The sequence below is a fragment of the Rhizobium sp. BG4 genome (assembly GCF_016864575.1).
Taxonomy (GTDB): Bacteria; Pseudomonadota; Alphaproteobacteria; order Rhizobiales; family Rhizobiaceae; genus Rhizobium.
In genome coordinates this window covers 928,259-953,697 of the sequence record NZ_CP044126.1, presented here as the reverse complement: position 1 = coordinate 953,697, position 25,439 = coordinate 928,259, and the positions used below count along the sequence as shown (strand labels likewise).

The following is a 25,439-nucleotide window of genomic DNA, read 5'->3' as shown; positions in this document are numbered from 1 at the left end:
TGTCAGGCGGCGGCCGAGTGGCCGAACCAGCCGAGCTTTTCGCGGGCCTCGCAGAGAGCAGAGACGAGTGCGCGCATATGCGCCTGCGTGTGGAATGGCGTCGGCGTGATCCGCAGCCGCTCCTGGCCGCGGGCGACCGTCGGGTAGTTGATCGGCTGGACGTAGATGTTGTGCTCGCGCATCAGGAATTCGCTGGTGGCGCGGCAGAGATGCGCGTCGCGGATCATCAGCGGAATGATGTGGCTGGCGCTGTCGAGGATCGGCAGGTTGGCCGCTTTCATCATCTGCTTCAGCAGCGTCACATTCGCCTGCTGCTCGCTGCGCTCCTGCGGATGGGCCTTCAGGTGTTGCACGGCTGCCAGAGCGCCTGCCGCCAGGTGCGGACACATGGATGTCGTGAAGATGAAGCTGTCGGAGAAGCTGCGCACGACGTCGATCAGCATGGCCGGGCCGGTGATATAGCCGCCCATCACGCCGAAGGCCTTGGCCAGCGTGCCCTCGATGATCGTGACGCGATCGGCGACGCCGAGCTGTTCGGCAACGCCGCCGCCGTGCTCGCCGTAGAGGCCGACGGCGTGCACCTCGTCGAGATAGGTGAGCGCTCCGTGTTTCTCGGCGACGTCGCAGATTTCGGCGATCGGCGCGATATCGCCGTCCATGCTGTAGACGCTCTCGAAGGCGACGATCTTCGGCCTTGCGGGATCGATCCTGCTCATCAGTTCGTCGAGATGGGCAGCGTCGTTATGGCGGAAGATGAAGCGCTCGGCGCCGGAGCGGCGAATGCCCTCGATCATCGAATTGTGGTTCAGGGCGTCGGAGAAGATGGCGCAATCGGGCAGTACCTTGCCGAGCGTGCCGAGCGCCGCGAGATTGGAGATCCACCCGGATGTGAAGATCAGCGCGCCTTCCTTGCCGTGCAGATCGGCAAGCTCGGTTTCCAGCGCCACATGCTGGCGGTTGGTGCCGGAGATGTTGCGCGTGCCGCCGGTGCCGGCGCCGAAATCGTCGATCGCCGCGTGCATCGCGGCCAGCACGTCGGGGTGCTGGCCCATGCCGAGATAGTCGTTGCTGCACCAGACCGTCACATGCCGGGTTTCGCCCGTCGGCCCGTGCCACAGCGCGCTCGGAAACTCGCCGGCGATGCGTTCGAGTTCCGCGAAGGTGCGGTACCGGCCGTCGAGCTTCAGCTCGGAAAGAAGGGTCTCAAATCTAGCAGCATAGTCCATTGCCTTGCTCTTTTCCGCCGCCTGGCTGGGGGAACGACCGGCGACTCAGTCGATGGGATGAAGGGGATCAATCGAGCGCCTTGGCGCGCTCGATCGTCATGCCCGAGGGCATCATGTTGACGTTCGCGTTGTGGATGACCCAGAGCGAACCGGAGACGATGATGGCGATCAGCATGATCGTCAGCAGAAAGATCGTCGTGTTGCTGCGCTGGTCGGGTGCGGTGCCGAGATGCAGGAAGAAGACGAGCTGCACGAGGAGCTGCACCACGGCAAGTACGGTGATGACAGGCAGGATCGCCTCGGAGGGCAGCACGCCGCTCATGACGGCGCCGAACGAAAGACCGGTCAGGCCGAGGGACAGCATGAAGCCCCAGACATAGGATCGCAAGCTGGCATGCGCCGCTGTTTCGGAAGGAGAGTGAGCCATCAGAGAACGCCCCTGAGATAGACGAAGGTGAAGACGCAGATCCAGATCAGGTCGAGGAAGTGCCAGAACAGGCTGAGGCAGGCGAGGCGGCGGCGCACGACGCCGTCGAGGCCGAAGCGCCAGACCTGGTGGATCATCGTCGCGAGCCACAGAAGACCGGCCGTCACATGCAGGCCGTGCGTGCCGACCAGCGTGAAATAGGCCGACAGGAAAGCGCTGCGGCTGGGGCCTGCGCCCTCGGCGATCAGCGCCATGAATTCATGGATTTCCATGACGATGAACACGGCGCCGAACACGAAGGTGATGGCCAGCCACTGCATGACCTTGGCCTTCGCGCCCGCCTGCAGATGCAGCCCGGCCATGCCGAAGGTGAAGCTGCTGATCAGCAGGATCACGGTTTCGATCGCGACGTAGGGGAGGTCGAAGATCTCCCGGCCGCCCGGGGCACCGGCGGTATTGGCCGCCAGCACGCCGAAGGTCGCAAACAGTGTCGCGAAGATGAGGCAGTCGCTCATCAGGTAGATCCAGAAGCCGAGAACGGTGTTGCCGCCGCTGTCGTGCTCGCCGTGACCGTGATGGCCTCCGGCGTGGCTGCCGTGCTGGTCTGGTTTAACGTGAATGTTCATCCGTCAGGCTCCTTTGCGCATCAGGGCGAAGCGTGCGTTTTCGATCCGCGCGACCTCTGCGGCCGGCACGTAGTAATCGACGTCGCGGTCGTAGGATCGGGCGAGGAAGGTTACGATCATTCCGGCAAGGCCGATGGCCGCGAAGACCCACATGTGCCAGATGAGCGCGAAGCAGAGCACGAAGCTGAAGGCCGAGATCACAAAGCCTGCCGCAGTGTTGCGCGGCATGTGGATGTCTTCGTATTCCCAGACGCGCTCACTCGCCTTGCCGGTCTGCTTGTCTTCCCAATGCTGCTCGAGCGAGGTGATCTCCGGCACATGGGCGAAGTTGTAGAACGGCGCCGGCGAAGCGGTTGCCCATTCCAGGCTGCGCGCATCCCAGGGATCGCCGGTGACGTCACGGTTCTGCTCGCGGTCGCGCACGCTGACATAGAGCTGAACGAGGATCGCCAGGATGCCGAGGCCGATGATGATGGCGCCGATCAGGGCGACCACCAGGTAGGGGTGCCAGCCGGGCACCTCATAGTGGTTCATGCGCCGCGTCATACCCTTGAAGCCAAGGATGTAGAGCGGCGTGAAGGCCAGCCAGTAGCCGATCAGCCAGCACCAGAAGGAAACCTTGCCCCAGAACTCGTTGAGCGTGAAGCCGAAGACCTTCGGGAACCAGAAGCTCATGCCGGCGAGGCAGCCGAAGACGACGCCGCCGATGATGACGTTGTGGAAGTGGGCGACGAGGAACAGGCTGTTATGCAGGACGAAATCGGCGCCCGGGACGGCCAGCAGCACGTCAGTCATGCCGCCGACGGCAAAAGTGACCATGAAGCCGATGGTCCACAGCGTTGCCGAATGGAAACGGATCCGGCCGCGATACATCGTGAACAGCCAGTTGAACAACTTCACGCCTGTCGGGATCGAGATGATCGTCGTCATGATGCCGAAGAAGGCATTGACGTTGGCGCCCGAGCCCATGGTGAAGAAGTGGTGCAGCCAGACGAAGAAGGACAGGATGCCGATCGACGAGGTGGCGTAGACCATCGACTTGTAGCCGAACAGCGGCTTGCGCGAGAAGGTGGCGATCACTTCGGAATAGACGCCGAAGCACGGCAGGATCAGCACGTAGACCTCGGGGTGACCCCAGATCCAGATGAGGTTGATATACATCATCGCATTGCCACCAAGCTCGTTGGTGAAGAAATGCATGTCGAAGTAGCGGTCGGCGGCGAGCAGCGCGAGCGTCGCGGTCAGGACCGGGAAGATCGCGACGATCAGGATGTTGGTGATCAGCGAGGTCCAGACGAAGACCGGCATCTTCATCAGGTTCATGCCGGGCGCGCGCATGCGTAGGATCGTCACCACGAAGTTGATGCCTGCGAGCGTCGTGCCGAGACCGGAGACCTGCAGCGACCAGATGTAATAATCGACCCCGACCGTCGGACTGTAGGCGAGCCCGGAAAGCGGCGGATAGGCGACCCAGCCGGTGGCGGCGAAATCGCCGACGAACATCGACACCATGACGAGCACGGCGCCGACGGCCGACAGCCAGAAGCCCAGCGAATTGACGAACGGATAGGCGACGTCCCGGGCGCCGAGCTGCAGCGGCACGACGACATTCATCAGGCCGAGGATGAAGGGCGTGGCGACGAAGAAGATCATGATCACGCCGTGGGCGGTGAAGATCTGGTCGTAGTGGTGCGGCGGCAGGTAGCCGGCGGCGCCGTCACTGGCGATCGCCTGCTGGACGCGCATCATGATGGCATCGGCAAAGCCGCGCAGCAGCATGACGAGGCCGAGGATGAAATACATCACGCCGATCTTCTTGTGATCGACCGAGGTGATCCATTCTTCCCAGAGGTATTTCCACCAGCCGTGATAGGTGACCCAGGCGAAGAGCGCGATGCCGAGCAGGGCGACGACCGCGCCTGTTCCCATGATGATCGGTTCGTGGAGGGGGATGGCGTCGAGAGTGAGCTTACCAAACATCAGTTGTTGTTCCAGGCGGTCGGATAGGGAGTGGCAGCCGTGCAGATGTCGGAGGTGGCGGCATCCGCGGTCTGCGGCATGCGGTCGGCCATGTAGCGGTTGACCACGGAATCGAAGATGCCCGGATCGACATTGGCGTAGACTGCGGCGGGGTTCTTGATGCTCGGGGCTTCGAGCGACCGGTAGCTCTCCGCATTCAGCGTCAGCGGCGAGCTCTTGGCCTGCGCCACCCACTTGTCGAAGTCGGCGGGGCTCGTTGCCACCACGTCGAAATGCATGTCGGAGAAGCCGGGGCCGCTGAAGGCCGAGGACAGGCCGTCATAGGTGCCCTGCTCGTCGGCGATCAGATGCAGCCGGGTACGCATACCGGCCATGGCGTAGATCTGCGTGCCGAGCTGCGGGATGAAGAAGGAATTCATCATCGATTCAGCCGTCAGCGTGAAGTTGATCGGCGTGCCGGCCGGGATCGCCAGGTGATTGACGGAAGCGACGCCGTAATCCGGATAGATGAACAGCCACTTCCAGTTCAGCGCCATCACCTCGACACGGACAGGCGGCACCTTCGAATCCAGCGGCTTGTATGGATCGAGCGAATGGGTGGTTTCCCAGATCATCACGGCGAGGATGCCGACGATCAGGCAGGGGATCGTCCAGACGATCGCTTCGATCTTGGTCGAATGCGCCCAGTCCGGCGCATAGGTCGCCTTGGTATTCGTGGCGCGGTAGCGCCAGGCGAAAAACACCGTCAGCACCATGACGGGGATGACGACCAGCAGCATCAGGCCGAGCGCGATGAGGATCAGCGTCTTTTCCTGCGCGCCGATATCGCCTTTCGGGTTCATCAGCTCGAGATGTTCGCAGGCCGTGAGCGAGGCTGCCGTCAGCAGCATCGCGCCGCCGGTGCGGAGGAAACGGAAAACGCGGGAGAGCGTGCCGCGACGGTTCGGTCGGCCAGGCATTGCGTCATGGCGCATACAAAATTCTGTCATAATATGCCTTATACGCATACAATATTGATTGTGTGTTGCATGCGCTAACAGGAAAGGCCGTCGCAATCAACACGCTCGCGACGAAAGCCGACAATCTGCGACAAAGTGGCGTCGAATGAACGTCTCTAAACCGTTAATTGTATGGATTTCTGAAATACTGGTCCATACAATGCCTCCCGACGTCGCGCAGCGCATAGGCCGCAGCAATCGGGTCGTTTGGCGAGTGGAGGGGATTGCAGGACGCAGAACGGCGACTGAGCAGCCCGTTGCCGGGCTGCTCAGGAACAGAAGATCAGGGGATGACTGCTGGGGTCAGCCGATCCGTTTGCCGTTGCCGTCGAAGAAATGAAGGCTGGATTGGGCGGCGCCGACGGTGACACGGGAATCGATGGCGATCTGCGATCGGCCGGGAACGCGGAAGACGATGTCCTGGGCGTTCGGCAGCGTGCCGTGGACATAGCTCTCGGCACCGACCAACTCGACAGCGCCGACCCGGACATCGGCGGTGAAGGCATCGGGCTTACCGGGTTCGGCAAGGTGCAGGTCTTCCGGGCGAATGCCGAGGGTGGCGGTACCAGACGGCAGCGGCGTGGCGCCGTTACCGAGTGCAAAGCCGCTGCCGCTGGTCTCCAAGAGGTTCATCGAGGGCGAGCCGATGAAGGTGGCGACGAAGGTGGTTGCCGGCTTTTCGTAAAGCTCGATCGGTGTTCCGACCTGCTCGATCTGGCCGCCGTTCAGGACGACAAGCCGGTCGGCGAGCGTCATGGCTTCCATCTGGTCGTGGGTGACATAGACGCTGGTCGTTGCGAGCGCCCGCTGCAGCCGCTTGATCTCGACGCGCATCTGCACGCGCAGCTTGGCATCGAGGTTGGAGAGCGGCTCGTCGAACAGGAAGGCCGCGGGCTCGCGTACGATGGCGCGGCCCATGGCGACGCGCTGGCGCTGGCCGCCGGAGAGCTGGCGCGGCTTGCGCTCCAGGAAGGGCTCGATCTCCAGCGATTTCGCCGCCTTGACGATCCGCCGCTCGATCTCGTCCTTTGGCGTGTTGCGGTTCTTCAGGCCGTAGGCGAGGTTCTGGCGCACGGTCATATGCGGATAGAGCGCATAGTTCTGGAAGACCATGGCGATATCGCGCTCCGAGGGTTCCAGGTCGTTGACGACGCGTTCGCCGATGGCGATCTGGCCCGACGTGATCCCTTCCAGACCGGCGATCATCCTGAGCAGCGTGGACTTGCCGCAGCCGGAGGGGCCGACGAGAACGACGAGCTCGCCGTCGGCGATGTCAAGCGAAACGCCCTTGATGACTTCGACGCCGCCGCCATAGGTCTTGCGGACATCCTTGAGGGTGATTCTGGCCATTACTTCTCCGTCTCCACAAGACCTTTTACGAACCAGCGCTGCATCAGCACCACGACGAGGATGGGCGGGATGATCGCAAGGATCGCCGTCACCATCACGAAATTCCAGGGCGTCGCCGCGTCGGTGAAATCCACCATCTTCCTGAGCCCGATAATGATCGTGTTCATCTGCGCGTCATTGGTAACGAGCAGCGGCCAGAGATACTGCGTCCAGCCATAGATGAACAGAATAACGAAGAGCGCGGCGATATTGGTGCGCGACAGCGGCAGCAGGATATCGCGCATGAAGCGGAACGGTCCGGCATTGTCGATACGCGCCGCCTCCAGCAGTTCGCCGGGGATCGTCAGGAAGAACTGCCGGAACAGGAAGGTTGCGGTCGCCGAGGCCATCAGCGGCAGGGTCAGTCCTGCATAGGTATCGATCAGGCCGAGATCGACGATCACCTTGTAGGTGGGCAGGATGCGCACCTCGACCGGCAGCATCAGCGTCACGAAGATCATCCAGAAGAACACCATGCGCAGCGGAAAGCGGAAGAACACCACCGCGAAGGCCGACAGGAAGGAGATCAGGATCTTGCCGACGGCAATCAGGATCGCCACCACGAAGGTGTTGAAGAGCAGCCGTTCCAGATTGACGCCGACGGCGCGCTCGACGCCGCCAAACAGCGCCTCGCTGTAATTCTCGGTAAAGTGGCTGCCCGGCAGCAACGAGATCGGAGGCTTGATGATCTCCGCCGACGTCATCGTTGAGGCGATGAAGGTGTAATAGATCGGGAAGGCGACGATGATGATGCCGATGATCAGCATCAGGTGGCCGATGAGGCTGGCGATTGGGCGTTTTTCGATCATTTCAGGCCCTCACGCATAATGCACGCGCTTCTCGACGAAGCGGAATTGGAAGGCGGTCAGGGCGATGACGATGATCATCAGGATCACCGACTGGGCCGCGGACGAGCCGAGATTGAGGTTCACGAAGCCGTCATTATAGACCTTGTAGACCAGCGTTTCCGTCGCCTTTGCCGGGCCGCCGCCGGTCACCGAATGGATGATGCCGAAGGTGTCGAAGAAGGCGTAGACGGTGTTGACGACGAGCAGGAAGAAGGTGGTCGGCGCCAGCAGCGGGAAGACGATCGTCCAGAAGCGGCGGCTGCCGCGGGCGCCGTCGATCGCGGCCGCTTCGATCAACGATTTCGGGATCGCCTGCAGGCCGGCGACGAAGAACAGGAAATTGTAGCTGATCTGCTTCCAGGCGGCCGCGACGATGACCAGCGTCATCGCCTGGTTGCCGTTCAGAAGCGGATCCCACATGAAGCCGTTGCGGCGCAGGATATAGGCGAAGGTGCCCATGGCCGGATTGAACATGAAGAGCCACAGCATGCCGGCGACGGCGGGCGCCACGGCATAGGGCCAGATCAGCAGCGTGCGATAGAAGGTTTGCCCGCGCACCACCTTGTCGGCGGCCGTCGCCAAAGCCAGCGCCACGACCATCGACAGCAGGGCGGTCAGAACGCTGAAGACGACGGTGACGTAGAGCGAATGCAGATAGTTGGGATCGGCCAGCACATCGCGGAAATTCGCAAAGCCGACGAAGCCGCTTTTCAGGCCGAAGGGGTCTTCGCGCTGCATCGACTGGTAGAGCGCCTGGCTGGCCGGCCAGAAGAAGAAGACCACCGTGAGGATGATCTGCGGGGCCACCAGGAAATAGGGAAGGATCTTGTTCGGAAAGACGACGCGCTGCACGGCGATCTCCTTGGCATGAAGGGACCGCCCGCGGCCGAAGCAGCGGGCGGAATTGCGCCGTAACTTACTGGCCGATCGCCTGCTGGATGGCGGCATTGCCGCGCTCGACCGCCTTGTCGAGGGCAGCCTTGGCATCCTGCTTGCCGGCGAGCATCGCTTCGAACTCTTCGTTCATGATGTCGCGGACCTGCGGCAGGTTGACGAGACGCACGCCCTTGGAGTTTTCGGTCGGCGCCTTGCCCATCATCTGCAGGATCGGCGTTTCGCGGCCCGGGTTCTTGTCGTAGAAGCCGGACTTCTTGGTGTCCTCATAGGCGGCCATGGTGACCGGCATGTAGCCGGAGACCTGGTGCAAGCGCGCCTGGATCTTGGTCTGCGACAGGAAGTGGAAGAACTGGGCGATGCCCTTGTATTCCTCGTCACTCTTGCCGGCGAAGACCCAGAGGCTGGCGCCGCCGGGGATGGTGTTCTGCGGGCGCCCTTCGCCTTCATAGTAGGGCAGCTGGCCGATGCCGTAGTTCATGCCCGTCTTGATGATGTCGCCGAGGCCGCCTGACGATTCCGTCATGATGCCGCATTCGCCGGAGGTGAAGAGCTGCTTGGCCTCGGAAGTCCGGCCGCCATAACGGAAGGTGCCGTCCTTGGCGAGATCGGCGATCGACTGGAAATGCTGGACGAAGAGCGGCGAGTTGAAGGCGAGCTTCACATCGGTACCGGCAAGGCCGTTCTCGTTCGAGCCGTAGGAGACGTTGTTCCAGGCAGCGAGGTTCTCGGTCTGGATCCAGGTCAGCCAGGTGGATGTCAGGCCGCAGGAGGAGGCGCCGCTCGACTTGATCTTCTTGGCGGCCTCGAACACTTCAGGCCAGGTCTTCGGCGGGCTTTCCGGGTCGAGACCGGCCTTCTTGAAGGTGTCCTTGTTGTAATAGAGGATCGGCGAGGACGAGTTGTAGGGGAAGGACAGCATCGTGCCGTCGGGCTTCGAATAATAGGCGGCGATACCAGGCAGGTATTCCGACTTGTCGAACTTGAAGCCGCCCTTTTCGAGAACCTGGGCCGCCGGCATGATCGCGCCCTCGGCGCCCATCATCACGCCGCTGCCGGCGTCGAAGACCTGCAGGATCGCCGGCGCCTGCTTGGCGCGGAAGGCGGCGATGCCGGCATTCAGGGCTTCCGGATAGGTGCCCTTGAAGACCGGAACGATCTTGTAGTCCTTCTGGCTGTCGTTGAATTCCTTGGAGAGCTGGTTGACCACCTCGTTATTGGCGCCCGCCATGGCGTGCCACCACTGCAGTTCGGTCACCGCGAAAGCGCTCGAAGCGAAGGAGAGCGACAGGGTGACAGTTGCCGCCGATGCGGCGATGAAACGAATGGACATGGTTCCTCCCTATGTGTCCTGCCGCGCCGTTTCAGCCGGTCACGGCTTGCCGGCGCAGATCCTCCTCGATCTCACCGGCCGGTTTCGTTGCGAAACTTTGCGCATACAAAACGAAAAGAAACGAACTGGCAAATGAAATTGTGAAGGTTTTGTGACATAGTGTTTATGACAGTTTTGTCGAGTGTGGCTTTGGTCGAATTCGCAAGCCATCTTCTCTCCCGCGGGACGACCTGATAGCGTCGCCGCCATGCATTCCTCGCTCCAGCTTTCCCCCGATGATCACGCCCTTCTCGATGGCCGCCACGGCGAGGCGGCAGCCTTTGCGATGCGGCTTCTGGTGCGCTTTGCCGAAGCCGTCGGCGCTGAGGAACTGGTGGATATCGAAGCGGCCCATATCGACGGCTGTCTCTATCTCGGCGAGGTCAGCCTCGATTTCGTCGAGCGTATGGTCTCATGGGGCGGGCGCGTCCGGGTGCCGACGACGCTGAATGTCGGCTCGGTCGATCTCATCCATCCCGAACTGTTTCGCGGCGAGGCCGAACTTGGCCGTAATGGCGCGCGGCTGATGAAGGCGCATGAAGAGCTCGGCTGCGTGCCGACCTTCACCTGCGCCCCCTACCAGACGATCTTCCGGCCGCGCTTCGGCGCGCAGATCGCCTGGGCGGAATCGAACGCGATCGTCTTTGCCAATTCCGTGCTTGGAGCCCGCACCAATCGCTATGGCGATTTCATCGATCTCTGTTGCGCGCTGACCGGCCGGGCGCCCTATTACGGGCTGCATGTTACGGAAAACCGTCACGCCACGGTGCTGATCGATGTCGAAGCTTTCCCTGACGGCGATGCCGGATCGATCTGCGTTGCGGCCGGTCACGCCATCGGCCGCCGCTGCGGCGACAGGATCCCGGTTATCCGTGGATTGCCGAAGGAAAGCTCCGAGGACGATCTGAAGGCGCTGGGCGCCGTTGCCGCTTCGGCGGGTGCCGTGGCACTTTTCCATGCAGTCGGCTTGACGCCGGAAGCACCGACCCTTGAGGCAGCCTGCGGCGGAAAAAAGCCGGAAGAGATCATCCGGCTCAGCCGCGATGATACCCGCGAGACGATCCGCAATCTCTCGACGGTGGCGGAGGGGACCGCGCTTGCCGCGGTCAGCATGGGCACGCCGCATTTCTCGATCGGCGAGTTCGAGCGGCTGATGCCGCTGCTGACGGACGAGAAGGCGGCGACCGACATCTATATCAATACCAACCGCGAGGTTCTGGCCGAGCTTGAGAACCGCAGCTGGCGCGCGAGGCTGGAGGCCGTGGGCATCACGCTCGTCATCGATACCTGCACCTATGTCACGGCGATCATTCGCGACATGTCCGGCGCCGTCATGACCAATTCCGGCAAATGGGCTTACTACGCGCCCGGCAATATCGGCGTCGACGTCGCCTTCGGCTCGCTGGCCGAATGCATGGCCTCCGCCCGGGCGGGCAAGGTGGTGCGGCTGTGACGCGTTTTTCCGCAACGACGCTCATGGAAGGCAGCGCCGAAGCACTGGCCTTCGTGCTGGCTGAGCCCCTGAGCTTCTGGGCGGCTTCGATTCCGCGACCGGCAGGATCATCGACCAGTGGCATCCGCAGAGCGGCCAGTCGATCAGCGGGTCTATCCTGGTCATGGAAGCCGGACGGGGATCGAGTTCGGGAAGCTCGGTGCTCGCCGAAGCGATCCGGCTGAAAACGGCGCCTTCAGGCATCATCCTGTTGAAACGCGACGCGATCGTCGTCACCGGCGCGATGGTCGCCGAGGCGCTCTATGGCATCGGCTGTCCGGTCGTTCTGGCGCATGCGGAGGATTGGCTGCAGATCGTGCAGGCCGAGCGCCTGTCTCTTGTAGCCGGAGAGCGCGAGGCGCGAATTGAGATTGTGCAGCCGTGAGCGGCTGCGGGAGGAGGATGAAATGACCAAGACCGAAAAGCCACTGGCGATCAGCGCACCGGAGCCACGCACGCTCGACCTGATCTTCAGCGACGCGGCGCGTCGCGTGCTTCATGATAAGTACGAGATCGTCGAGGCGGACCCGGAGAATATCGCCGGTCTTGGCGATGGCGTGCTCGGCAAAGCCCGCTACATCATCGGTCAGCCGCCGCTCTCGGAGGAAACGCTGGCGCGGATGACCTCGCTGCGCTGCGTGCTGAATGTCGAAAGCAATCTGATCAACAACATGCCCTATGACATCCTCTTCCAGCGCGGCATCCATGTGGTGACGACCGGCCAGGTCTTCGCCGAGCCGGTGGCCGAGATCGGTCTTGGTTTCGCGCTCTCGCTGGCACGCGGCATCGTCGATGCCGATGTCGCCTTCCGTGAGGGCAGCGAGCTCTGGGGCGGCGAAGGCAATGCCAGCGCCCGGCTGATCGCTGGATCGGAGATCGGTATCGTCGGCTTCGGCGATCTCGGCAAGGCGCTGCGCCGCGTACTCTCGGGCTTCCGCGCCAAGGTTCGGGTCTTCGATCCCTGGCAGCCGAAATCGATCCTGGAAGAAAACAATGTCGAGGCGGCAAGCCTCGAAGACGTGCTGACAAAGAGCGATTTCGTCTTCGTCGTCGCCGCCGTCACCAGCGAGAACAAGGGGTTCCTCGGTGCTGAGGCTTTTACCAGCATGCGCAAGGGTGCGGCCTTCATCCTTCTCAGCCGCGCCGATGTCGTCGATTTCGATGCGCTGATGGCAGCCGTCGCCTCCGGCCATATCGTGGCGGCCAGCGATGTCTATCCGGAAGAACCGCTGCCGCTGGATCATCCCGTCCGCAAGCTCAAGGGCTTCATCCGCTCGGCCCACCGCGCCGGAGCCCTCGACAGCGCCTTCACGAAGATGGGCGACATGGTGCTCGAAGACATGGACCTGATGGATCGCGGCCTGCCGCCGATGCGCTGCAAGCGGGCCGAACGGGAAACGGTTTCACGCATGCGATCGAAGGGCGTGAAGATCAACTGATCAAATCTTCGCGGAGGGCTATTCCTCGCATTGTCAACGCCGACGGCTCTTGCTAGGCCGTGGCACCCCAACGCATTCCCTTCGCAGGCCTTCCATGTTTTCCAGATCGACCGATGAGGCGCCATCCCCGCTGGTGGGAATAGCCCTTGCCTGCATCGGCTATTCGCTGTTCGCCATCCAGGACGCCGTCGTCAAATGGCTGGTGGCCGATTATGCCGTGCCGCAGATCCTGTTCATCCGCAGCGTGATGATCGTCGGTTTCTCGGCCTTCTTCATCCATCGGAACCGGCATCCGTCGATCCTCAAAAGCCCGCACAGAAGTTCCGTTCTGCTGCGCGCGGTGCTGATGCTCGGCGCCTGGCTTTCCTACTATTCTGCGGCCCGTCATCTCGGTCTCGCCGAGATCACCACGATGTATTTCAGCGCGCCCGTGATCACCGTCGTGCTGTCGATCTTCATTCTCAGGGAAAATGTCGGGCCGATCCGCTGGCTGGCCTGCATCGGCGGTTTCGTCGGCGTCGTTCTGGCGGCCGATCCTGCCGAGGCGCCAAGCCTCATTCCGGCCGGCATGGTGTTCTTCGCCGGCTTCTGCTGGGCCTGGAGCACCATCCTCGTTCGCCTCGTCAGCCGCACCGAAAGCACGGTCAACCAGATGCTGGCGACCGGCGTGCTGTTCACCGTCGTTTGCGGCGCGGCGCTGCCCTTCGTCTGGAAGACGCCTGACCTCTTCGGCTGGGCGCTGATGATCGGGCTCGGCTGCATCAGCGCCGCCGGTCAGTACATCCTCTATGAAGGTTTCCGCTATGCACCGGCCTCGACGTTGGCGCCGATCGAATATAGCGGGCTGATCTGGGCATTCCTCTACGGCTACCTGATCTGGGCCGAAATCCCGACGCTGAACGTCGTCGCCGGAGCGGTCCTCATCGTCGGCTCCAGCCTGATCCTGATCTGGTGGGAACGCCGTCTGGTGATCATGTCGCGACGCCGCCTGACGGCTTGAGATTGCGCTTGGATTTCAGCCGGAAGGCGAAAAACGTAAGACTTCGTTAATCACGCTTGGATAGGAGTTGTTAACCGTACCGCCGCTCCACGGCGGTGCGCGCTAGCACCGGCCGATCCAAAGATGAAACCTCTGATTCCGGCATTTTCGCGCCGTCTCGGCCTCTTCACGGCACTGGTCTCCGCTGCCGTGTCTGGCCATGGCTATGCGCAGTCGGCATGGTCGGGAAACGCGGACAACGAATTCAGCAACTCGGCAAACTGGACCCCGTCTGCTCCCGGTCCCACGGACACTGCAACCGTTGATACCGGATCGCCGCAGGTCACCAATGGCGTGACGGTCGACAAGCTCGATGTCGATGGCGGCAACGTCACCATCACCAATACCGGCGCATTAACGGCGACCGGCGGCAGCACGATCAGCTCGGGCAGCGTCAGCATCAATGCCGGTGGCGTCCTGAATTCCGATGTCGATCTCAATGGCGGCAGCCTGTCGGTCGATGGCGATCTCAATGGCCGGCTGATGCTGAACAACGGCAATGTCACCGTCAACGGCACGCTCGACAGCGGCGTGGTCAGCTCCGGTACCCAGCTGTCGAACAACGGCGTTATCGATGGCGTCGATGTCTCGTCCGGCGGCACCTTCGTCAACAACACGGGCGGCACCGCTACGTCGGTCACCAATGCAGGCACGGCATCCAATGCCGGGACGATCGGCAATCTCACCAACACGGGCGGAAATTTCACCAACAATACCGGCGGCAGGGTGACGGGAAAGACGACGGTCTCCGGCGGCACCGTAACGAACAATTTCGTCATCACCGATGCCGATGTCGCGGCCGTGGCGGCCTTCGTCAACAATAATGGCGCGACGGCAGGCAATGTCAGGAATGCCGGCACGACGTCGAATGCCGGGACTATCGCCTCGCTGCGCAATGAAGGCGGGACCTTCACCAACAATTTCGGCGGTGTCGTCACCGGCGGCACTGTTGTCACGGGCGGCACGGTTACCAACAATGCGACGTTGAATACCGTCGATGTCGGCACCAATGGCACATTCAGCAACGCGAGCGGCGCGACTGCGGGGGCGGTTACCAACGCCGGAACGAGCTCGAATGCCGGAACGGTTGCCTCGGTCACCAATACCGCGGGAAGCTTCACCAACAATGCCGGTGGAAGGGTCACCGGCAACACCGTCGTCACCGGCGGCACGGTCACCAACAATTTCGTCATTACAGATGCCGATGTCGCGGCGGTCGCCGCCTTCGTCAACAATAGCGGTGCGACGGCAGGCAATGTCAGGAATTCCGGGACCGTCACGAATGCCGGGACGATCGCTTCGCTCCGCAATGAGGGCGGCACATTCACCAACAATGCCGGCGGCACGGTCACCGGCATGACGACGGTGACCGGCGGTACCGCGGTCAACAACGCGACCCTGGCCGATATCGATATCGGCGCGGCCGGCAGTTTCATCAACAATAGCGGCGCCGTCGCCGGCAGGGTCACCAATTCCGGTACGGCATCGAACGACGGAACGGTGGCCGAGCTCGTCAACAATGACGGCACCTTTTCCAACACCGGCACGATCACCGGATCGGCACGGGTAGCGGGCGGTTCGCTGATCAATGACGGGACGATTTCGGGAACCGTCGATGTCGATGGCGACGGGCTTCTCTCCGGCAGCGGCGCGATCGGTGCACTTTCGGTCAATACAGGCGGGGTGCTCTCGCCCGGTCCGGGCATTGCGGCTCTGACGGTCAACGGCGGTGTCACATTCCGCACCGGTTCGACCTATCAGGTGGATGTCAGCGGCGGTGGCCTTTCCGATACGGTGAACGCCTCGGGCGCCGTCGTCATCGACGGCGGCACGCTGGATATCCGCAGCACCGGCGGCAGCTACGGGCTGACCAACAACTATACGATCCTGAGCGGCTCGGGCATCACCGGCACCTTCGACGACATCACCAGCAACTTCGTCTTCCTGTCGCCGACGCTGACCTATGGCACGACCACGATCGACCTGGCGCTGGACCGCAATGCTGTGCAGTTCGCCGATGTCGCGGAGACGGCAAACGGGCGCGCGACCGCAGCGGCACTCGAGGCGCTCGGCGGCGCAGACGCGCTCTATTCCGCCATCCTGCCGCTCGATGCTCAGACGGCCAATGACGCATTTACACAGCTGAGCGGCGAGAGCCATGCCTCGCTCGAAAGCGCACTCCTCTGGGAAAGCCGCTTCGCGCGCGAAGCCGTCCTCGACGAGATCGCCCTCGATCCCGCAAGACAGAAGGACGGCGTGCGGTACTGGAGCTCCAGCTTCTACGCATCGAACCTCTGGTCGGGAGATGGCAATGCGGCGGGCTTCGATGGCAATGTCGCGGGCGTCATGTTCGGCGCCGACGGCCCGATCTCGGATCAATGGCGCCTCGGCGCCATGCTCGGCTACAGCCACGGCGCGCCGCAGCAGGCGGAAACGGATTCCTATCACGCCGGTCTCTATGCATCGGGTGAGTTCGGCGCTGTGAACCTCGTCGGCGGCGCGATCTATTCGCACAACGATATATCGGCCCGCCGAGATATCGCCTTCGGAAGCTTCACCGACCAGCTCTCCGCCGATTATGCGAGCGCGACGTCGCAGGTCTTTGCCGACCTTTCCTGGACGGGCGAACTCGACGGCATCAAGCTTCAGCCCTTCGCCAACCTCGCTTATGTCAATCTCGATACAGACGCCTTCCAGGAAAGTGGCGGGGCGGCGGCGCTATCGGGAGCAAGCGACAGCGAAGCGATCTTCGCTTCGACGATCGGCCTCCGCTGGTCGATGGACTGGCAGGCAAACGATCTTCCGCTCTCCTTCACCGGCATGCTCGGCTGGCGGCATATTGCCGGTGACGTCACGCCGTCTTCGAGCTTCGCCTTTGCCGGTGGCTCGCCCTTCATCATCGATGGCGTCACGATGCCGGAGGATGCGGCAGTCATCAGGCTTGGCGTTTCCGCCAAGGTCACGAAGACGGCCCGCCTGACGCTCAGCTATTCCGGCGAGTTCGGCAAAGGCCTGCAGTCAAGTGCTGCGCAGGCCAACCTTTCGGCGAGCTTCTAGCGGCCTAGCTACGTACCAGCACGTTCCCCGACTTCAGCCAGAAGGGCGAGAGATAGAGCGGCGTCGAAGAGAGCGGCAGGATGTCGTCCTTCAGCGCCACGCCCAGCTTGTCGGCCATGAAAGCGCGGCGGGCGGCGATGCGGGCATGCATCGCGGGGTAGCGTTTCTGGATTTCCGCCCGCAGGGCATCGTCGGCAAAGGCGATCGCGTCTTCGCAGTTCAGCGCCCAGCCCGCCGGCATCGGCACGGGGATGACATCGACCTGGAAGGGCATGCCGGAGCGCAGGCGGTCCGTCGAGCCCGGACGCACCGGCGAATGCAGCCATTCCTCGTGGCTGCCGAGATGGCCGGGATTGAGCGCCGAGTTCAGGCCCGCCGATTTCAGTTTGCCGGTGACCGCTTCGAAGAGCTCGCCGCCCGAGACACCGATGCCCGCCGTCTCGTACCAGGTGATCAGCGCCTCGAAATAGGCCTTCGACGGCTTCAGGAAATCGTCATCGTGATCGGCAAGCAATCCGGCGCGTGATGAGAGTGCGCCCCAATAGCCGAGCGCCGTGGTAACGCCATCGCCGCGCTTGAGACGGCGTGCGGTCGGGCTGCGCAGACCGACGATGTGTTCGCCCTTGCTGACGGAGGCAAACATCGTGTGAACGTTCAGCGGATCGCCTTCATAGCCGAGCCGCCCGAGCGCTTCGAATTCCGTATCGCCTTCGCGGACGCCCGAGACGACGCGCCAGAGCGCTGTCGAGCAACGCGCCGCCGCCCATTCGAAGGCCGCGAGCTGGTCGACATCGACGATGGCGCGCAGGCCGGTTTCCGGATGCATGAGCACTTCGGTTCGATCGATGAGCCGGCCTTCGCCGCTGATGACGCGGCTCAGCACCTTGACGATGAAATCGGGGACGAAGAAGCTATGGGCATAGTCGTCATCTTCCTCGGCAGATAGATATTTCCAGCCGACGAGACCGATGCTGTCGCCCGCCTTGATCCCCGCATCCTTCAGCCGGTCGGCGAGGCGCGGGTTCTGCGAGCGGTCCTGGCCCATCAGGCTGAAGCTCTGGGCGCGCAAGACTTCGGTATCGGGCAGTCCGGCAAGCACGGTATAGCTCTCGGATTCATTGCCGGTGATGATGACGCGATTGCCGCCCTTGCCGAGCAGCAGCAGCGCTTCTTCGAAGCGCGGCTCGAAGCCAGAGAGGTGCATGATGTTTCCGAAATGCTCGCGATCGGCATAGACGACGAGCCAATCCGTGCCTGCCGCTTTCAGCGCCGCATCGGCGCGGGCGGCATAGGTGGTCGCTGGGATCTGCGGCTGCTCGCCGAGAGGACCGAAGTCGGGCAGGGCGACGGGTGCAAGCGTAATGGCCATGTTTCCTCCGAAGCCCGCTCCAAATCGGGCTCGATTGATATGGCGAGATGGCAGGCGCAAGGTCAATTGCCGAAGGCCAGCCATTGCAAAAATGTCGTGATGGCACATTCTAATTTTCGAAAGATGCGCGGCCGCGCCATTCTTGGCCCGGAAATTCCACAACTGGAATGATATTATCAGCGTTACATGCCGAGGGAGCGGAAGAGGAGCCCTCCCAAGGTGTCATGGTTCACCACTGCGATCTCGGGAGGAGAGCAGATGCTGGCGACGAGTGTATCGCTCGACGATAAATATACGGCCGACGAAGGCCGGGTCTTCATGTCAGGATTGCAGGCGCTGGTTCGCCTGCCGATGGTTCAGATGCGCCGCGACCATGCGGCAGGGCTGAATACGGCTGCCTTCATCTCCGGCTATCGCGGCTCGCCGCTCGGCGGCTACGACCAGCAGCTGATGAAGGCCCAGCGGTATCTCGATCAGCACCAGATCACCTTTCAGCCGGGATCAATGAGGATCTCGCGGCCACCGCCGTCTGGGGCAGCCAGCAGGCTGGGCTTTCGCCGGGCGCCAACAAGGATGGCGTTCTCGGCATCTGGTATGGCAAGGGTCCGGGCGTCGACCGCTCCGGCGACGTGCTGAAACATGCCAATGCCGCCGGCACGTCGAAGCATGGCGGCGTGCTCTGTTTTGCCGGTGACGACCACTCGGCCAAGTCGTCCACCGTGCCGCACCAGACCGACCATGATTTCATGTCGGCGGTCATTCCGGTTCTCTACCCGTCCTCCATCCACGAATTCATCGAATACGGCCTGCTCGGCATAGCGATGTCGCGCTATTCCGGCTGCTGGGTCGGCATGAAGTTCATCGCCGATACGGTGGAGACGACGGCCGCCGTCGATCTCTCCGGCGAGAAGCGCCAGTTCATCATACCCAGCGATTTCGAACTTCCGCCCGGCGGCCTCAACATTCGCTGGCCGGATCCGCCGCTGATCCAGGACGATCGTCTGCAGACCTACAAGGCCTATGCGGCGATTGCCTTTGCCCGCGCCAACCGGGTCGATGAGATCACCCATGACGCACCCCGTGCCCGCTTCGGCATCATCTCCTCGGGCAAGGCCTACGAGGATGTGCTGCAGGCGCTGCGCGAGCTGGAGCTCGGGCGCGAAGAGATGGAGGCGATCGGCATCCGCATCCTGAAGGTGCGCATGCCCTGGCCTCTGGAGCCCGAGGCCGTGCGCCACTTCTCGGAAGGTCTGGACGAGGTGCTGGTCATCGAGGAGCGTCGCGAGATCATCGAAAACCAGATCAAGCAGCAACTCTTCAACTGGCGCGCCGATGTGCGCCCGCGCATCGTCGGCAAGTTCGACGAGCATGACAAACCCTATCTCAGCCTTTCCGCCGCGCTGACGGTCGGGGCGGTCGCCCGCGCCATCGCCGGGCGTATCCTGAAGCTCGATATGGATCCCTCGCTGCACCGGCGGATTTCCGACAAGCTCGCTTATCTCTCCGAGCGCGGCCAGATCAGCCGCAGCCATGTGCCGCCGCTACAGCGCACGCCGTTCTTCTGCTCCGGCTGTCCGCACAATACCTCGACGCGCGTGCCGGAAGGCAGCCGCGCGACGGCGGGCATCGGCTGCCACTACATGGTCACATGGATGGACCGGAATACCGAGACCTTCACGCAGATGGGCGGCGAAGGGGTTCCCTGGACGGCGATCGCCCGCTTCACCGACGAGAAGCACATGTTCGTCAATCTCGGTGACGGCACCTATTTCCACTCCGGCATCCTGGCGATCCGCCAGTCGGTCGCCGCCAAGGTCAATGTCACCTACAAGCTGCTCTATAACGATGCCGTCGCCATGACCGGCGGCCAGCAGATCGACGGCTACATGACGCCGCAGCTGATGACCAAGCAGCTCCATAACGAGGGCGTCTCGCCGATCTATCTGCTGTCGGATAATCCCGATGCCTATGTGGCGCCGGAACTCGCCCCCGGCGTCATCGTCCTGCACCGCGATCATCTCGATCCGGTCATGCTGAAGCTGCGGGAAACGCCGGGTTGCTCGGCGATCGTCTATGTGCAGACCTGCGCCGCCGAGAAGCGCCGTCGCCGCAGCCGCGGGCTGATGGAGGATCCGGCCAAGCGCGTCTTCATCAATGAAGCCGTCTGCGAAGGCTGCGGCGATTGCTCGGTGCAGTCGAACTGCATCTCGGTGGAACCGCTGGAAACCGAATTCGGCCGCAAGCGGCAGATCAACCAGTCGACCTGCAACAAGGACTTCTCCTGCGTGAAGGGTTTCTGCCCGTCCTTCGTCACCGTGAAGGGCGGCGAACGCAAGAAGCGCAAGGCGGTCGAGCCCGTCGATGCCGACATTCCGACGCCCGTCATTCCGGAGATCGGCGACAGGCCCTGGAATATCGCGATCGCCGGCGTCGGCGGCACCGGCATCCTGACGATCGGCGCTGTGCTCGGCATGGCCGCCCATCTCGACGGCAAGGTGCCTATGATCCTCGATATGGCCGGCCTTGCCCAGAAGGGCGGCGCGGTGATGAGCTATCTGCGCATCGGCCGCGAGCAGAAGGACGTGACCTCGCCGCGTATCGTCAATGGCGGCGCCGATCTCTTGCTGGCCGCTGACGACGTCGTTGGCGCCTCGAAGGATGCGATCACGCTCTGCAAGACCGAGCGCACCACCGCGATCGTCAATACCGGCCTGATGCCGGTTGCCGATTTCGTGCGCAATCGCGATTTCGATTTCAAGACCGGCTCCGTCATGCACACGATCGCCAAGACCGTCAGCGACCGCTCGGTCTTCCTCGATTTCGGTCATGCGGCGACCGCCCTGACGGGCGACGGCATCAATACCAATATCCTGCTGACCGGCTTTGCCTGGCAATCGGGCCTGGTGCCGCTGTCGCTCGAAGCGATAGAAAAGGCGATCGAGCTCAACGGCGTGGCCGTCAAGGCAAGCCGCGCCTCGTTCAACTGGGGGCGTCTTCTCGCCCACGATCCGGAAGCCGTCCGCGCCGCAATGGGCGAGAAGGAAGAGCGCAGGACGCTCGCCGACATGTCCTTCACCGAGGTCGTCGCCCATCGCAAGGCGCACCTTACCGCCTATCAGGATGACCGGCTTGCCGCGCGTTTCGGTGCTCTTGTTGAGAGTGCGAAGGCTGCCGCCGCAAAGGCCGGTCTCTCGGACAAGGTCCCCTTCGCCGCTGCCGTCACCTATGCCCGCGTGCTTGCCTACAAGGACGAGTATGAGGTGGCCCGGCTGCTGACCGACCCGGCCTTCGAGGCGAAGATGCGCGAGGAGATGCAGGGCGATTTCCGCCTTGTCTTCAACCTCGCCCCACCGGTTCTCTCGGGCAAGGATCCGAACGGGCGCCCGAAGAAGCGGGAGTTCGGGGCCTGGATCCTGCCGCTGCTGCGCGGTCTTGCTCGCTTCAAGAGCCTGCGTGGCACCGCACTCGATCCCTTCGGCTACCTGCATGAGCGCAAGCTCGAGCGCCGGCTGATTTCCGATTACGAGAAGGTGGCGGCCCGCGTGCTTGCCAGGCTCGACGGCGGCAACGAAGCGGAAGCTCTTGCCATTCTGACGCTGTTCGATGAGATTCGCGGCTACGGGCCGGTCAAGGAGGCGGCCGCCCGGACGATCATGGATCAGGTCGAGACGCGTCTGAAGGCGTACGAAACATCGGGTGAGCCGGCACGCATGCCGGACGCCGCATAGGCGACGGTCTGACAATTGGGAGATAAACCCGCTCCGTGTTCGAAGAGCAGCGGAATGGGTTTGAGGGAGAGAGCCGGATGTATTCAGGTGGCCTGAGCTTTGCGCTTGGCGATGAAATCGAAGCGTTGCGCGATGCCGTGAGGCGCTTTGCGAGCGAACGCATCGCGCCGCTCGCCGACGAGACCGACCGCAACAATGCCTTTCCGATGCCGCTCTGGCGTGAGCTCGGCGATATGGGCCTGCTCGGCATCACGGCGGGTGAGGAATATGGCGGGGCCGCTCTCGGCTATCTCGCCCATTGCGTGGCGATGGAGGAGATCAGCCGCGCGTCGGCCTCGGTGGCGCTCAGCTACGGCGCCCATTCCAACCTTTGCGTCAACCAGATCAATCGCAATGGCAGCGCCGGGCAGAAGCAGCGATATCTGCCGAAGCTGATCTCAGGAGAGCATGTCGGCGCGCTTGCCATGTCGGAACCCGGCGCGGGATCCGATGTCGTCTCGATGAAGCTCAGGGCCGAGAAACGTGGCGATCGCTATGTGCTCAACGGCAACAAGATGTGGATCACCAACGGCCCGGATGCCGACGTCCTCGTCGTCTATGCCAAGACCGATCCCGAAGCCGGTCCTCGCGGTATCACGGCATTCCTGATCGAGAAGGGCTTCAAGGGCTTCTCGACCGGCCAGAAGCTCGACAAGCTCGGCATGCGCGGCTCCAATACGTCCGAGCTGATCTTTGCCGATTGCGAAGTGCCGGAGGAGAACGTCCTCGGCACCGTCGGCGGTGGCGTGAAAGTGCTGATGTCCGGCCTCGATTACGAGCGCGTCGTCCTCTCAGCCGGTCCGCTCGGCATCATGGCGGCCTGCATGGATATCGTCGTGCCCTATCTGCACGAGCGCAAACAGTTCGGCCAGGCGATCGGCGAGTTCCAGCTGATGCAGGGCAAGCTCGCCGACATGTATGTGACGATGAACACGGCTCGCGCCTATGTCTATGCCGTCGCCGCCGCTTGCGATCGCGGCGAGACCACCCGCAAGGACGCCGCCGGCTGCATTCTCTACGCCGCCGAAAAGGCAACAGCGATGGCGCTCGAAGCGATCCAGGCGCTCGGCGGCAACGGCTATACCAACGACTACGCGGTAGGACGGCTGCTGCGCGATGCCAAGCTCTACGAGATCGGCGCCGGCACGTCGGAAATCCGCCGCATGCTCATCGGGCGCGAACTCTTTGCGGAGACGGCATGAGGCACGGCGGCTCAGCTTCTCACGGTGCTGGAGGCGGATTGGGCGTCGCGGGTTGCGGCTTCGCTCAGCGTGTCGGTGATCCATTGATTGACCGATTGAGCCTTGTTTCCGGCAGCGCGCACCACCTGCTTGTGAAGGCTCGGCGACATGCGAAGCGACAGGTTTCCGGAGAAGGGCTTCTCCGGCTCCTGCTTGGTCTCGGCGCAAAAGGCCAGGTAGTCCTCGACGCTGTCGTGAAAGGCCTTGACGAGGTCCTGCGCCGTCTCGGCTTCAAAGGTGACGATGTCCTTGATGCCGACGACGCGCCCGTGAAAGACCATGTCGTCCTCGTCGAATTCGACCGACCCGGTATATCCCTTGTAGGCTTTCATGGCTTTATTCCCGAATTCGTCAGGAACTCCCTGACCGTGCGTACCACGTATTTCTTCGTGTCCGGCGAAGGATGCGGACGGTGGATCAACAGCGACGAACCGCTGAGCATGAACCGCACCCGCGAACCGCTTCCTTCCGAAACATCCGCGCCCAGCGCAACGAGCAGAGCTTCGATGTCACGCCATTTGATCGATCCGCTGACAGGTTCCGAGAAAATCGCCTTGAGCGTATTGCGATGGGCCTTGTGCAAGTCAGGTCCCCCAGCCCCGATCCGACAAAAGTTTCGCATGCGTGGTATCATAATATGGTATCACCGGAGGGCGGTCAATGACCGTACTGAGATCCGAAATCTCCACCAATTCCGAAGCCTTCAAGGCCAATCGTGCGGCGATGGGTGAAGCGAGCAAGCTTGTCGACGACGCTGTCCGGCTGGCGGCCAATGGCGGCGGGCAGGCGGCGCGGGAGCGGCATATCGGGCGTGGCAAGATGCTGCCGCGCGATCGGGTCATGGGGCTGATCGATCCGGCGACGCCGTTTCTCGAGGTTGCGGCGACTGCCGCCCACGGCATGTATGACGGCGATGCGCCGTCGGCGGGGCTGATCACCGGGATTGGCCGGGTTATGGGTCACGAATGCATGATCGTCTGCAACGACGCGACGGTCAAAGGCGGCACCTATTATCCGATGACGGTGAAGAAGCATCTCAGGGCGCAGGAGATTGCCGCGGAGAACAACCTGCCGTGTATCTATCTCGTCGATTCAGGCGGCGCCAATCTGCCGAACCAGGACGAGGTCTTCCCGGACCGCGATCATTTCGGCCGCATTTTCTTCAATCAGGCGAACATGTCGGCTGCCGGCATTCCGCAGATCGCCGTCGTCATGGGCTCCTGCACGGCGGGCGGCGCCTATGTGCCAGCCATGTCCGACGAGACGATCATCGTCGAGGGGCAGGGCACGATCTTTCTTGCCGGTCCGCCGCTGGTGAAGGCGGCGACGGGGGAGGTCGTCAGCGCCGAGGATCTCGGCGGCGGCGACGTTCATACGCGGCTGTCGGGCGTGGCCGATCATCTGGCGCGCGACGATGCGCATGCGCTCGCCCTTGCCCGCCGCAGTGTCGCCGCGCTCAATCGCCCGAAGCGGACGGATATCGAACTTCAGGCGCCGGAGCCGCCGCTTTACGATCCGGCCGAAATTGCCGGGATCGTGCCTGCCGATCTGCGCACGCCCTATGACGTCAGGGAAATCATCGCCCGTGTCGTCGACGGCTCGCGGTTCGACGAGTTCAAGGCGCGTTATGGCGCCACGCTCGTTTGCGGCTTTGCCCATATCCACGGGATGCCTGTTGGTATCATTGCCAACAATGGCGTGCTTTTCTCGGAATCGGCGCTCAAGGGCGCGCATTTCGTCGAGCTCTGCTCGCAGCGCAGGATCCCGCTGGTCTTCCTGCAGAATATCACCGGCTTCATGGTTGGCCGTAAATACGAGACGGAAGGCATCGCCAAGAACGGCGCCAAGCTGGTGACGGCGGTGGCGACGACGAAGGTGCCGAAGATCACCATGCTGATCGGCGGCTCCTTCGGTGCTGGCAATTACGGCATGGCTGGCCGTGCCTTCTCGCCGCGCTTCCTCTGGACCTGGCCGAACAGCCGCATCTCCGTGATGGGTGGCGAACAGGCGGCCGGTGTTCTCGCCACGGTGCGCGGCGAGGCGCTGGCGCGCTCGGGCAAGCCGTGGACGGCGGAAGAGGAGGCGGCCTTCAAGCAGCCGGTGCTGGACCGCTTCGAGAGCCAGAGCCATCCGCTCTATGCCTCGGCGCGTCTCTGGGATGATGGAGTGGTCGATCCCACGAAGAGCCGCGATGTGCTCGGGCTTTCGCTGTCGGCGGCGCTGAATGCGCCGATCGGCGAGACCCGGTTTGGCCTGTTCAGGATGTGAGGCGGCG

General features: G+C 62.8%; 19 protein-coding genes and 1 pseudogene. 8 read left to right on the top strand and 12 right to left on the bottom strand.

Features of this window, described 5'->3' with window-relative positions; genetic code table 11:
- Positions 1-2: 2 nt before the first annotated feature.
- The 9 genes from hemA to ugpB all read right to left on the bottom strand — a co-directional run bounded on the left by hemA (position 3) and on the right by ugpB (position 9,721).
- On the bottom strand, positions 3-1,226 hold the full coding sequence (gene hemA, locus F2982_RS24545; protein WP_203430224.1) for a 5-aminolevulinate synthase: 1,224 nt from the start codon (positions 1,224-1,226) through the stop codon (positions 3-5).
- Positions 1,227-1,293: 67 nt separating this feature from the next.
- Complete coding sequence (gene cyoD, locus F2982_RS24540; protein WP_199625582.1) at positions 1,294-1,653, bottom strand: cytochrome o ubiquinol oxidase subunit IV; 360 nt, start codon at positions 1,651-1,653, stop codon at positions 1,294-1,296.
- Entirely contained in the window at positions 1,653-2,279 is a 627-nt protein-coding gene (gene cyoC, locus F2982_RS24535; RefSeq protein WP_203430223.1) for a cytochrome o ubiquinol oxidase subunit III, read from the bottom strand. Before cyoC ends, cyoD begins: the two co-directional genes overlap by 1 nt.
- Before the next feature lie 3 nt (positions 2,280-2,282).
- Entirely contained in the window at positions 2,283-4,259 is a 1,977-nt protein-coding gene (gene cyoB / locus F2982_RS24530; protein WP_203430222.1) for a cytochrome o ubiquinol oxidase subunit I, read from the bottom strand.
- Positions 4,259-5,149, bottom strand: a complete 891-nt coding sequence (gene cyoA, locus F2982_RS24525) for a ubiquinol oxidase subunit II (RefSeq protein WP_246777657.1) — start codon at positions 5,147-5,149, stop codon at positions 4,259-4,261. The genes cyoB and cyoA overlap by 1 nt, the downstream gene beginning before the upstream one ends.
- A gap of 411 nt (positions 5,150-5,560) precedes the next feature.
- Positions 5,561-6,607 carry a sn-glycerol-3-phosphate import ATP-binding protein UgpC gene (locus F2982_RS24520; protein WP_199625578.1) on the bottom strand — a complete coding sequence of 349 codons (1,047 nt, stop codon included), beginning with the start codon at positions 6,605-6,607 and terminating at the stop codon, positions 5,561-5,563.
- The gene (ugpE, locus tag F2982_RS24515; protein WP_203430220.1) at positions 6,607-7,455 is read right to left on the bottom strand and encodes a sn-glycerol-3-phosphate ABC transporter permease UgpE; all 849 of its coding nucleotides are present in this window, start codon (positions 7,453-7,455) and stop codon (positions 6,607-6,609) included. The genes F2982_RS24520 and ugpE overlap by 1 nt, the downstream gene beginning before the upstream one ends.
- A gap of 9 nt (positions 7,456-7,464) precedes the next feature.
- Positions 7,465-8,346, bottom strand: coding sequence for a sn-glycerol-3-phosphate ABC transporter permease UgpA (gene ugpA / locus F2982_RS24510; RefSeq protein ID WP_203430219.1), 882 nt, complete (start codon positions 8,344-8,346; stop codon positions 7,465-7,467).
- 64 nt (positions 8,347-8,410) lie between these two features.
- On the bottom strand, positions 8,411-9,721 hold the full coding sequence (gene ugpB, locus F2982_RS24505) for a sn-glycerol-3-phosphate ABC transporter substrate-binding protein UgpB (RefSeq protein WP_203430218.1): 1,311 nt from the start codon (positions 9,719-9,721) through the stop codon (positions 8,411-8,413).
- Between the two features lie 247 nt (positions 9,722-9,968).
- On the opposite strand from ugpB, the gene F2982_RS24500 reads away from it, so the two are divergent.
- From F2982_RS24500 to F2982_RS24480, 5 genes are all read left to right on the top strand, one after another.
- Entirely contained in the window at positions 9,969-11,213 is a 1,245-nt protein-coding gene (locus F2982_RS24500; protein ID WP_203430217.1) for an aconitase X catalytic domain-containing protein, read from the top strand.
- A gap of 76 nt (positions 11,214-11,289) precedes the next feature.
- Positions 11,290-11,637 (top strand): DUF126 domain-containing protein, encoded by a 348-nt coding sequence (locus F2982_RS24495; RefSeq protein ID WP_348652527.1) that lies wholly within the window; start codon positions 11,290-11,292, stop codon positions 11,635-11,637.
- 22 nt (positions 11,638-11,659) lie between these two features.
- Complete coding sequence (locus F2982_RS24490; RefSeq protein WP_203430216.1) at positions 11,660-12,691, top strand: hydroxyacid dehydrogenase; 1,032 nt, start codon at positions 11,660-11,662, stop codon at positions 12,689-12,691.
- Positions 12,692-12,785: 94 nt separating this feature from the next.
- Positions 12,786-13,691 carry a DMT family transporter gene (locus tag F2982_RS24485; RefSeq protein WP_203430215.1) on the top strand — a complete coding sequence of 302 codons (906 nt, stop codon included), beginning with the start codon at positions 12,786-12,788 and terminating at the stop codon, positions 13,689-13,691.
- A gap of 123 nt (positions 13,692-13,814) precedes the next feature.
- A complete protein-coding gene (locus F2982_RS24480) occupies positions 13,815-16,787 on the top strand; it encodes an autotransporter domain-containing protein (RefSeq protein ID WP_203430214.1) in 2,973 nt (990 codons plus the stop codon).
- Positions 16,788-16,791: 4 nt separating this feature from the next.
- Here F2982_RS24480 and F2982_RS24475 read toward each other — a convergent pair whose 3' ends face one another.
- Positions 16,792-18,156, bottom strand: a complete 1,365-nt coding sequence (locus F2982_RS24475; protein WP_203430213.1) for a M24 family metallopeptidase — start codon at positions 18,154-18,156, stop codon at positions 16,792-16,794.
- 258 nt (positions 18,157-18,414) lie between these two features.
- Here F2982_RS24475 and F2982_RS24470 point away from each other — a divergent pair.
- Both F2982_RS24470 and F2982_RS24465 read left to right on the top strand, forming a co-directional pair.
- Positions 18,415-21,884, top strand: a pseudogene (locus F2982_RS24470) (indolepyruvate ferredoxin oxidoreductase family protein).
- Positions 21,885-21,961: 77 nt separating this feature from the next.
- Entirely contained in the window at positions 21,962-23,125 is a 1,164-nt protein-coding gene (locus F2982_RS24465) for an isovaleryl-CoA dehydrogenase (RefSeq protein WP_203430212.1), read from the top strand.
- An 11-nt stretch (positions 23,126-23,136) separates the two neighbouring features.
- Here F2982_RS24465 and F2982_RS24460 read toward each other — a convergent pair whose 3' ends face one another.
- A complete protein-coding gene (locus tag F2982_RS24460; protein ID WP_112714497.1) occupies positions 23,137-23,496 on the bottom strand; it encodes a type II toxin-antitoxin system HicB family antitoxin in 360 nt (119 codons plus the stop codon).
- Positions 23,493-23,747: a type II toxin-antitoxin system HicA family toxin gene (locus tag F2982_RS24455; RefSeq protein WP_203430211.1), complete on the bottom strand. Its 255-nt coding sequence runs from the start codon at positions 23,745-23,747 to the stop codon at positions 23,493-23,495. Before F2982_RS24455 ends, F2982_RS24460 begins: the two co-directional genes overlap by 4 nt.
- 77 nt (positions 23,748-23,824) lie before the next feature.
- Here F2982_RS24455 and F2982_RS24450 point away from each other — a divergent pair, with 77 nt between their 5' ends.
- Positions 23,825-25,432 carry a carboxyl transferase domain-containing protein gene (locus tag F2982_RS24450; protein WP_203430210.1) on the top strand — a complete coding sequence of 536 codons (1,608 nt, stop codon included), beginning with the start codon at positions 23,825-23,827 and terminating at the stop codon, positions 25,430-25,432.
- The last annotated feature ends 7 nt before the right edge of the window (positions 25,433-25,439 follow it).

What these genes read in the sequence shown, in the direction of transcription:
- F2982_RS24485 (WP_203430215.1), top strand. Translation starts at nt 12,786, where the DNA reads ATGTTTTCCAGATCGACCGATGAGGCGCCATCCCCGCTGGTGGGAATA.
- cyoD (WP_199625582.1), bottom strand. Translation starts at nt 1,653, where the DNA reads ATGGCTCACTCTCCTTCCGAAACAGCGGCGCATGCCAGCTTGCGATCC.
- F2982_RS24480 (WP_203430214.1), top strand. Translation starts at nt 13,815, where the DNA reads ATGAAACCTCTGATTCCGGCATTTTCGCGCCGTCTCGGCCTCTTCACG.
- ugpE (WP_203430220.1), bottom strand. Translation starts at nt 7,455, where the DNA reads ATGATCGAAAAACGCCCAATCGCCAGCCTCATCGGCCACCTGATGCTG.
- F2982_RS24450 (WP_203430210.1), top strand. Translation starts at nt 23,825, where the DNA reads ATGACCGTACTGAGATCCGAAATCTCCACCAATTCCGAAGCCTTCAAG.
- cyoA (WP_246777657.1), bottom strand. Translation starts at nt 5,149, where the DNA reads ATGCTGCTGACGGCAGCCTCGCTCACGGCCTGCGAACATCTCGAGCTG.
- hemA (WP_203430224.1), bottom strand. Translation starts at nt 1,226, where the DNA reads ATGGACTATGCTGCTAGATTTGAGACCCTTCTTTCCGAGCTGAAGCTC.
- F2982_RS24520 (WP_199625578.1), bottom strand. Translation starts at nt 6,607, where the DNA reads ATGGCCAGAATCACCCTCAAGGATGTCCGCAAGACCTATGGCGGCGGC.
- F2982_RS24490 (WP_203430216.1), top strand. Translation starts at nt 11,660, where the DNA reads ATGACCAAGACCGAAAAGCCACTGGCGATCAGCGCACCGGAGCCACGC.
- ugpB (WP_203430218.1), bottom strand. Translation starts at nt 9,721, where the DNA reads ATGTCCATTCGTTTCATCGCCGCATCGGCGGCAACTGTCACCCTGTCG.
- F2982_RS24475 (WP_203430213.1), bottom strand. Translation starts at nt 18,156, where the DNA reads ATGGCCATTACGCTTGCACCCGTCGCCCTGCCCGACTTCGGTCCTCTC.
- F2982_RS24500 (WP_203430217.1), top strand. Translation starts at nt 9,969, where the DNA reads ATGCATTCCTCGCTCCAGCTTTCCCCCGATGATCACGCCCTTCTCGAT.
- cyoC (WP_203430223.1), bottom strand. Translation starts at nt 2,279, where the DNA reads ATGAACATTCACGTTAAACCAGACCAGCACGGCAGCCACGCCGGAGGC.
- F2982_RS24460 (WP_112714497.1), bottom strand. Translation starts at nt 23,496, where the DNA reads ATGAAAGCCTACAAGGGATATACCGGGTCGGTCGAATTCGACGAGGAC.
- cyoB (WP_203430222.1), bottom strand. Translation starts at nt 4,259, where the DNA reads ATGTTTGGTAAGCTCACTCTCGACGCCATCCCCCTCCACGAACCGATC.
- F2982_RS24465 (WP_203430212.1), top strand. Translation starts at nt 21,962, where the DNA reads ATGTATTCAGGTGGCCTGAGCTTTGCGCTTGGCGATGAAATCGAAGCG.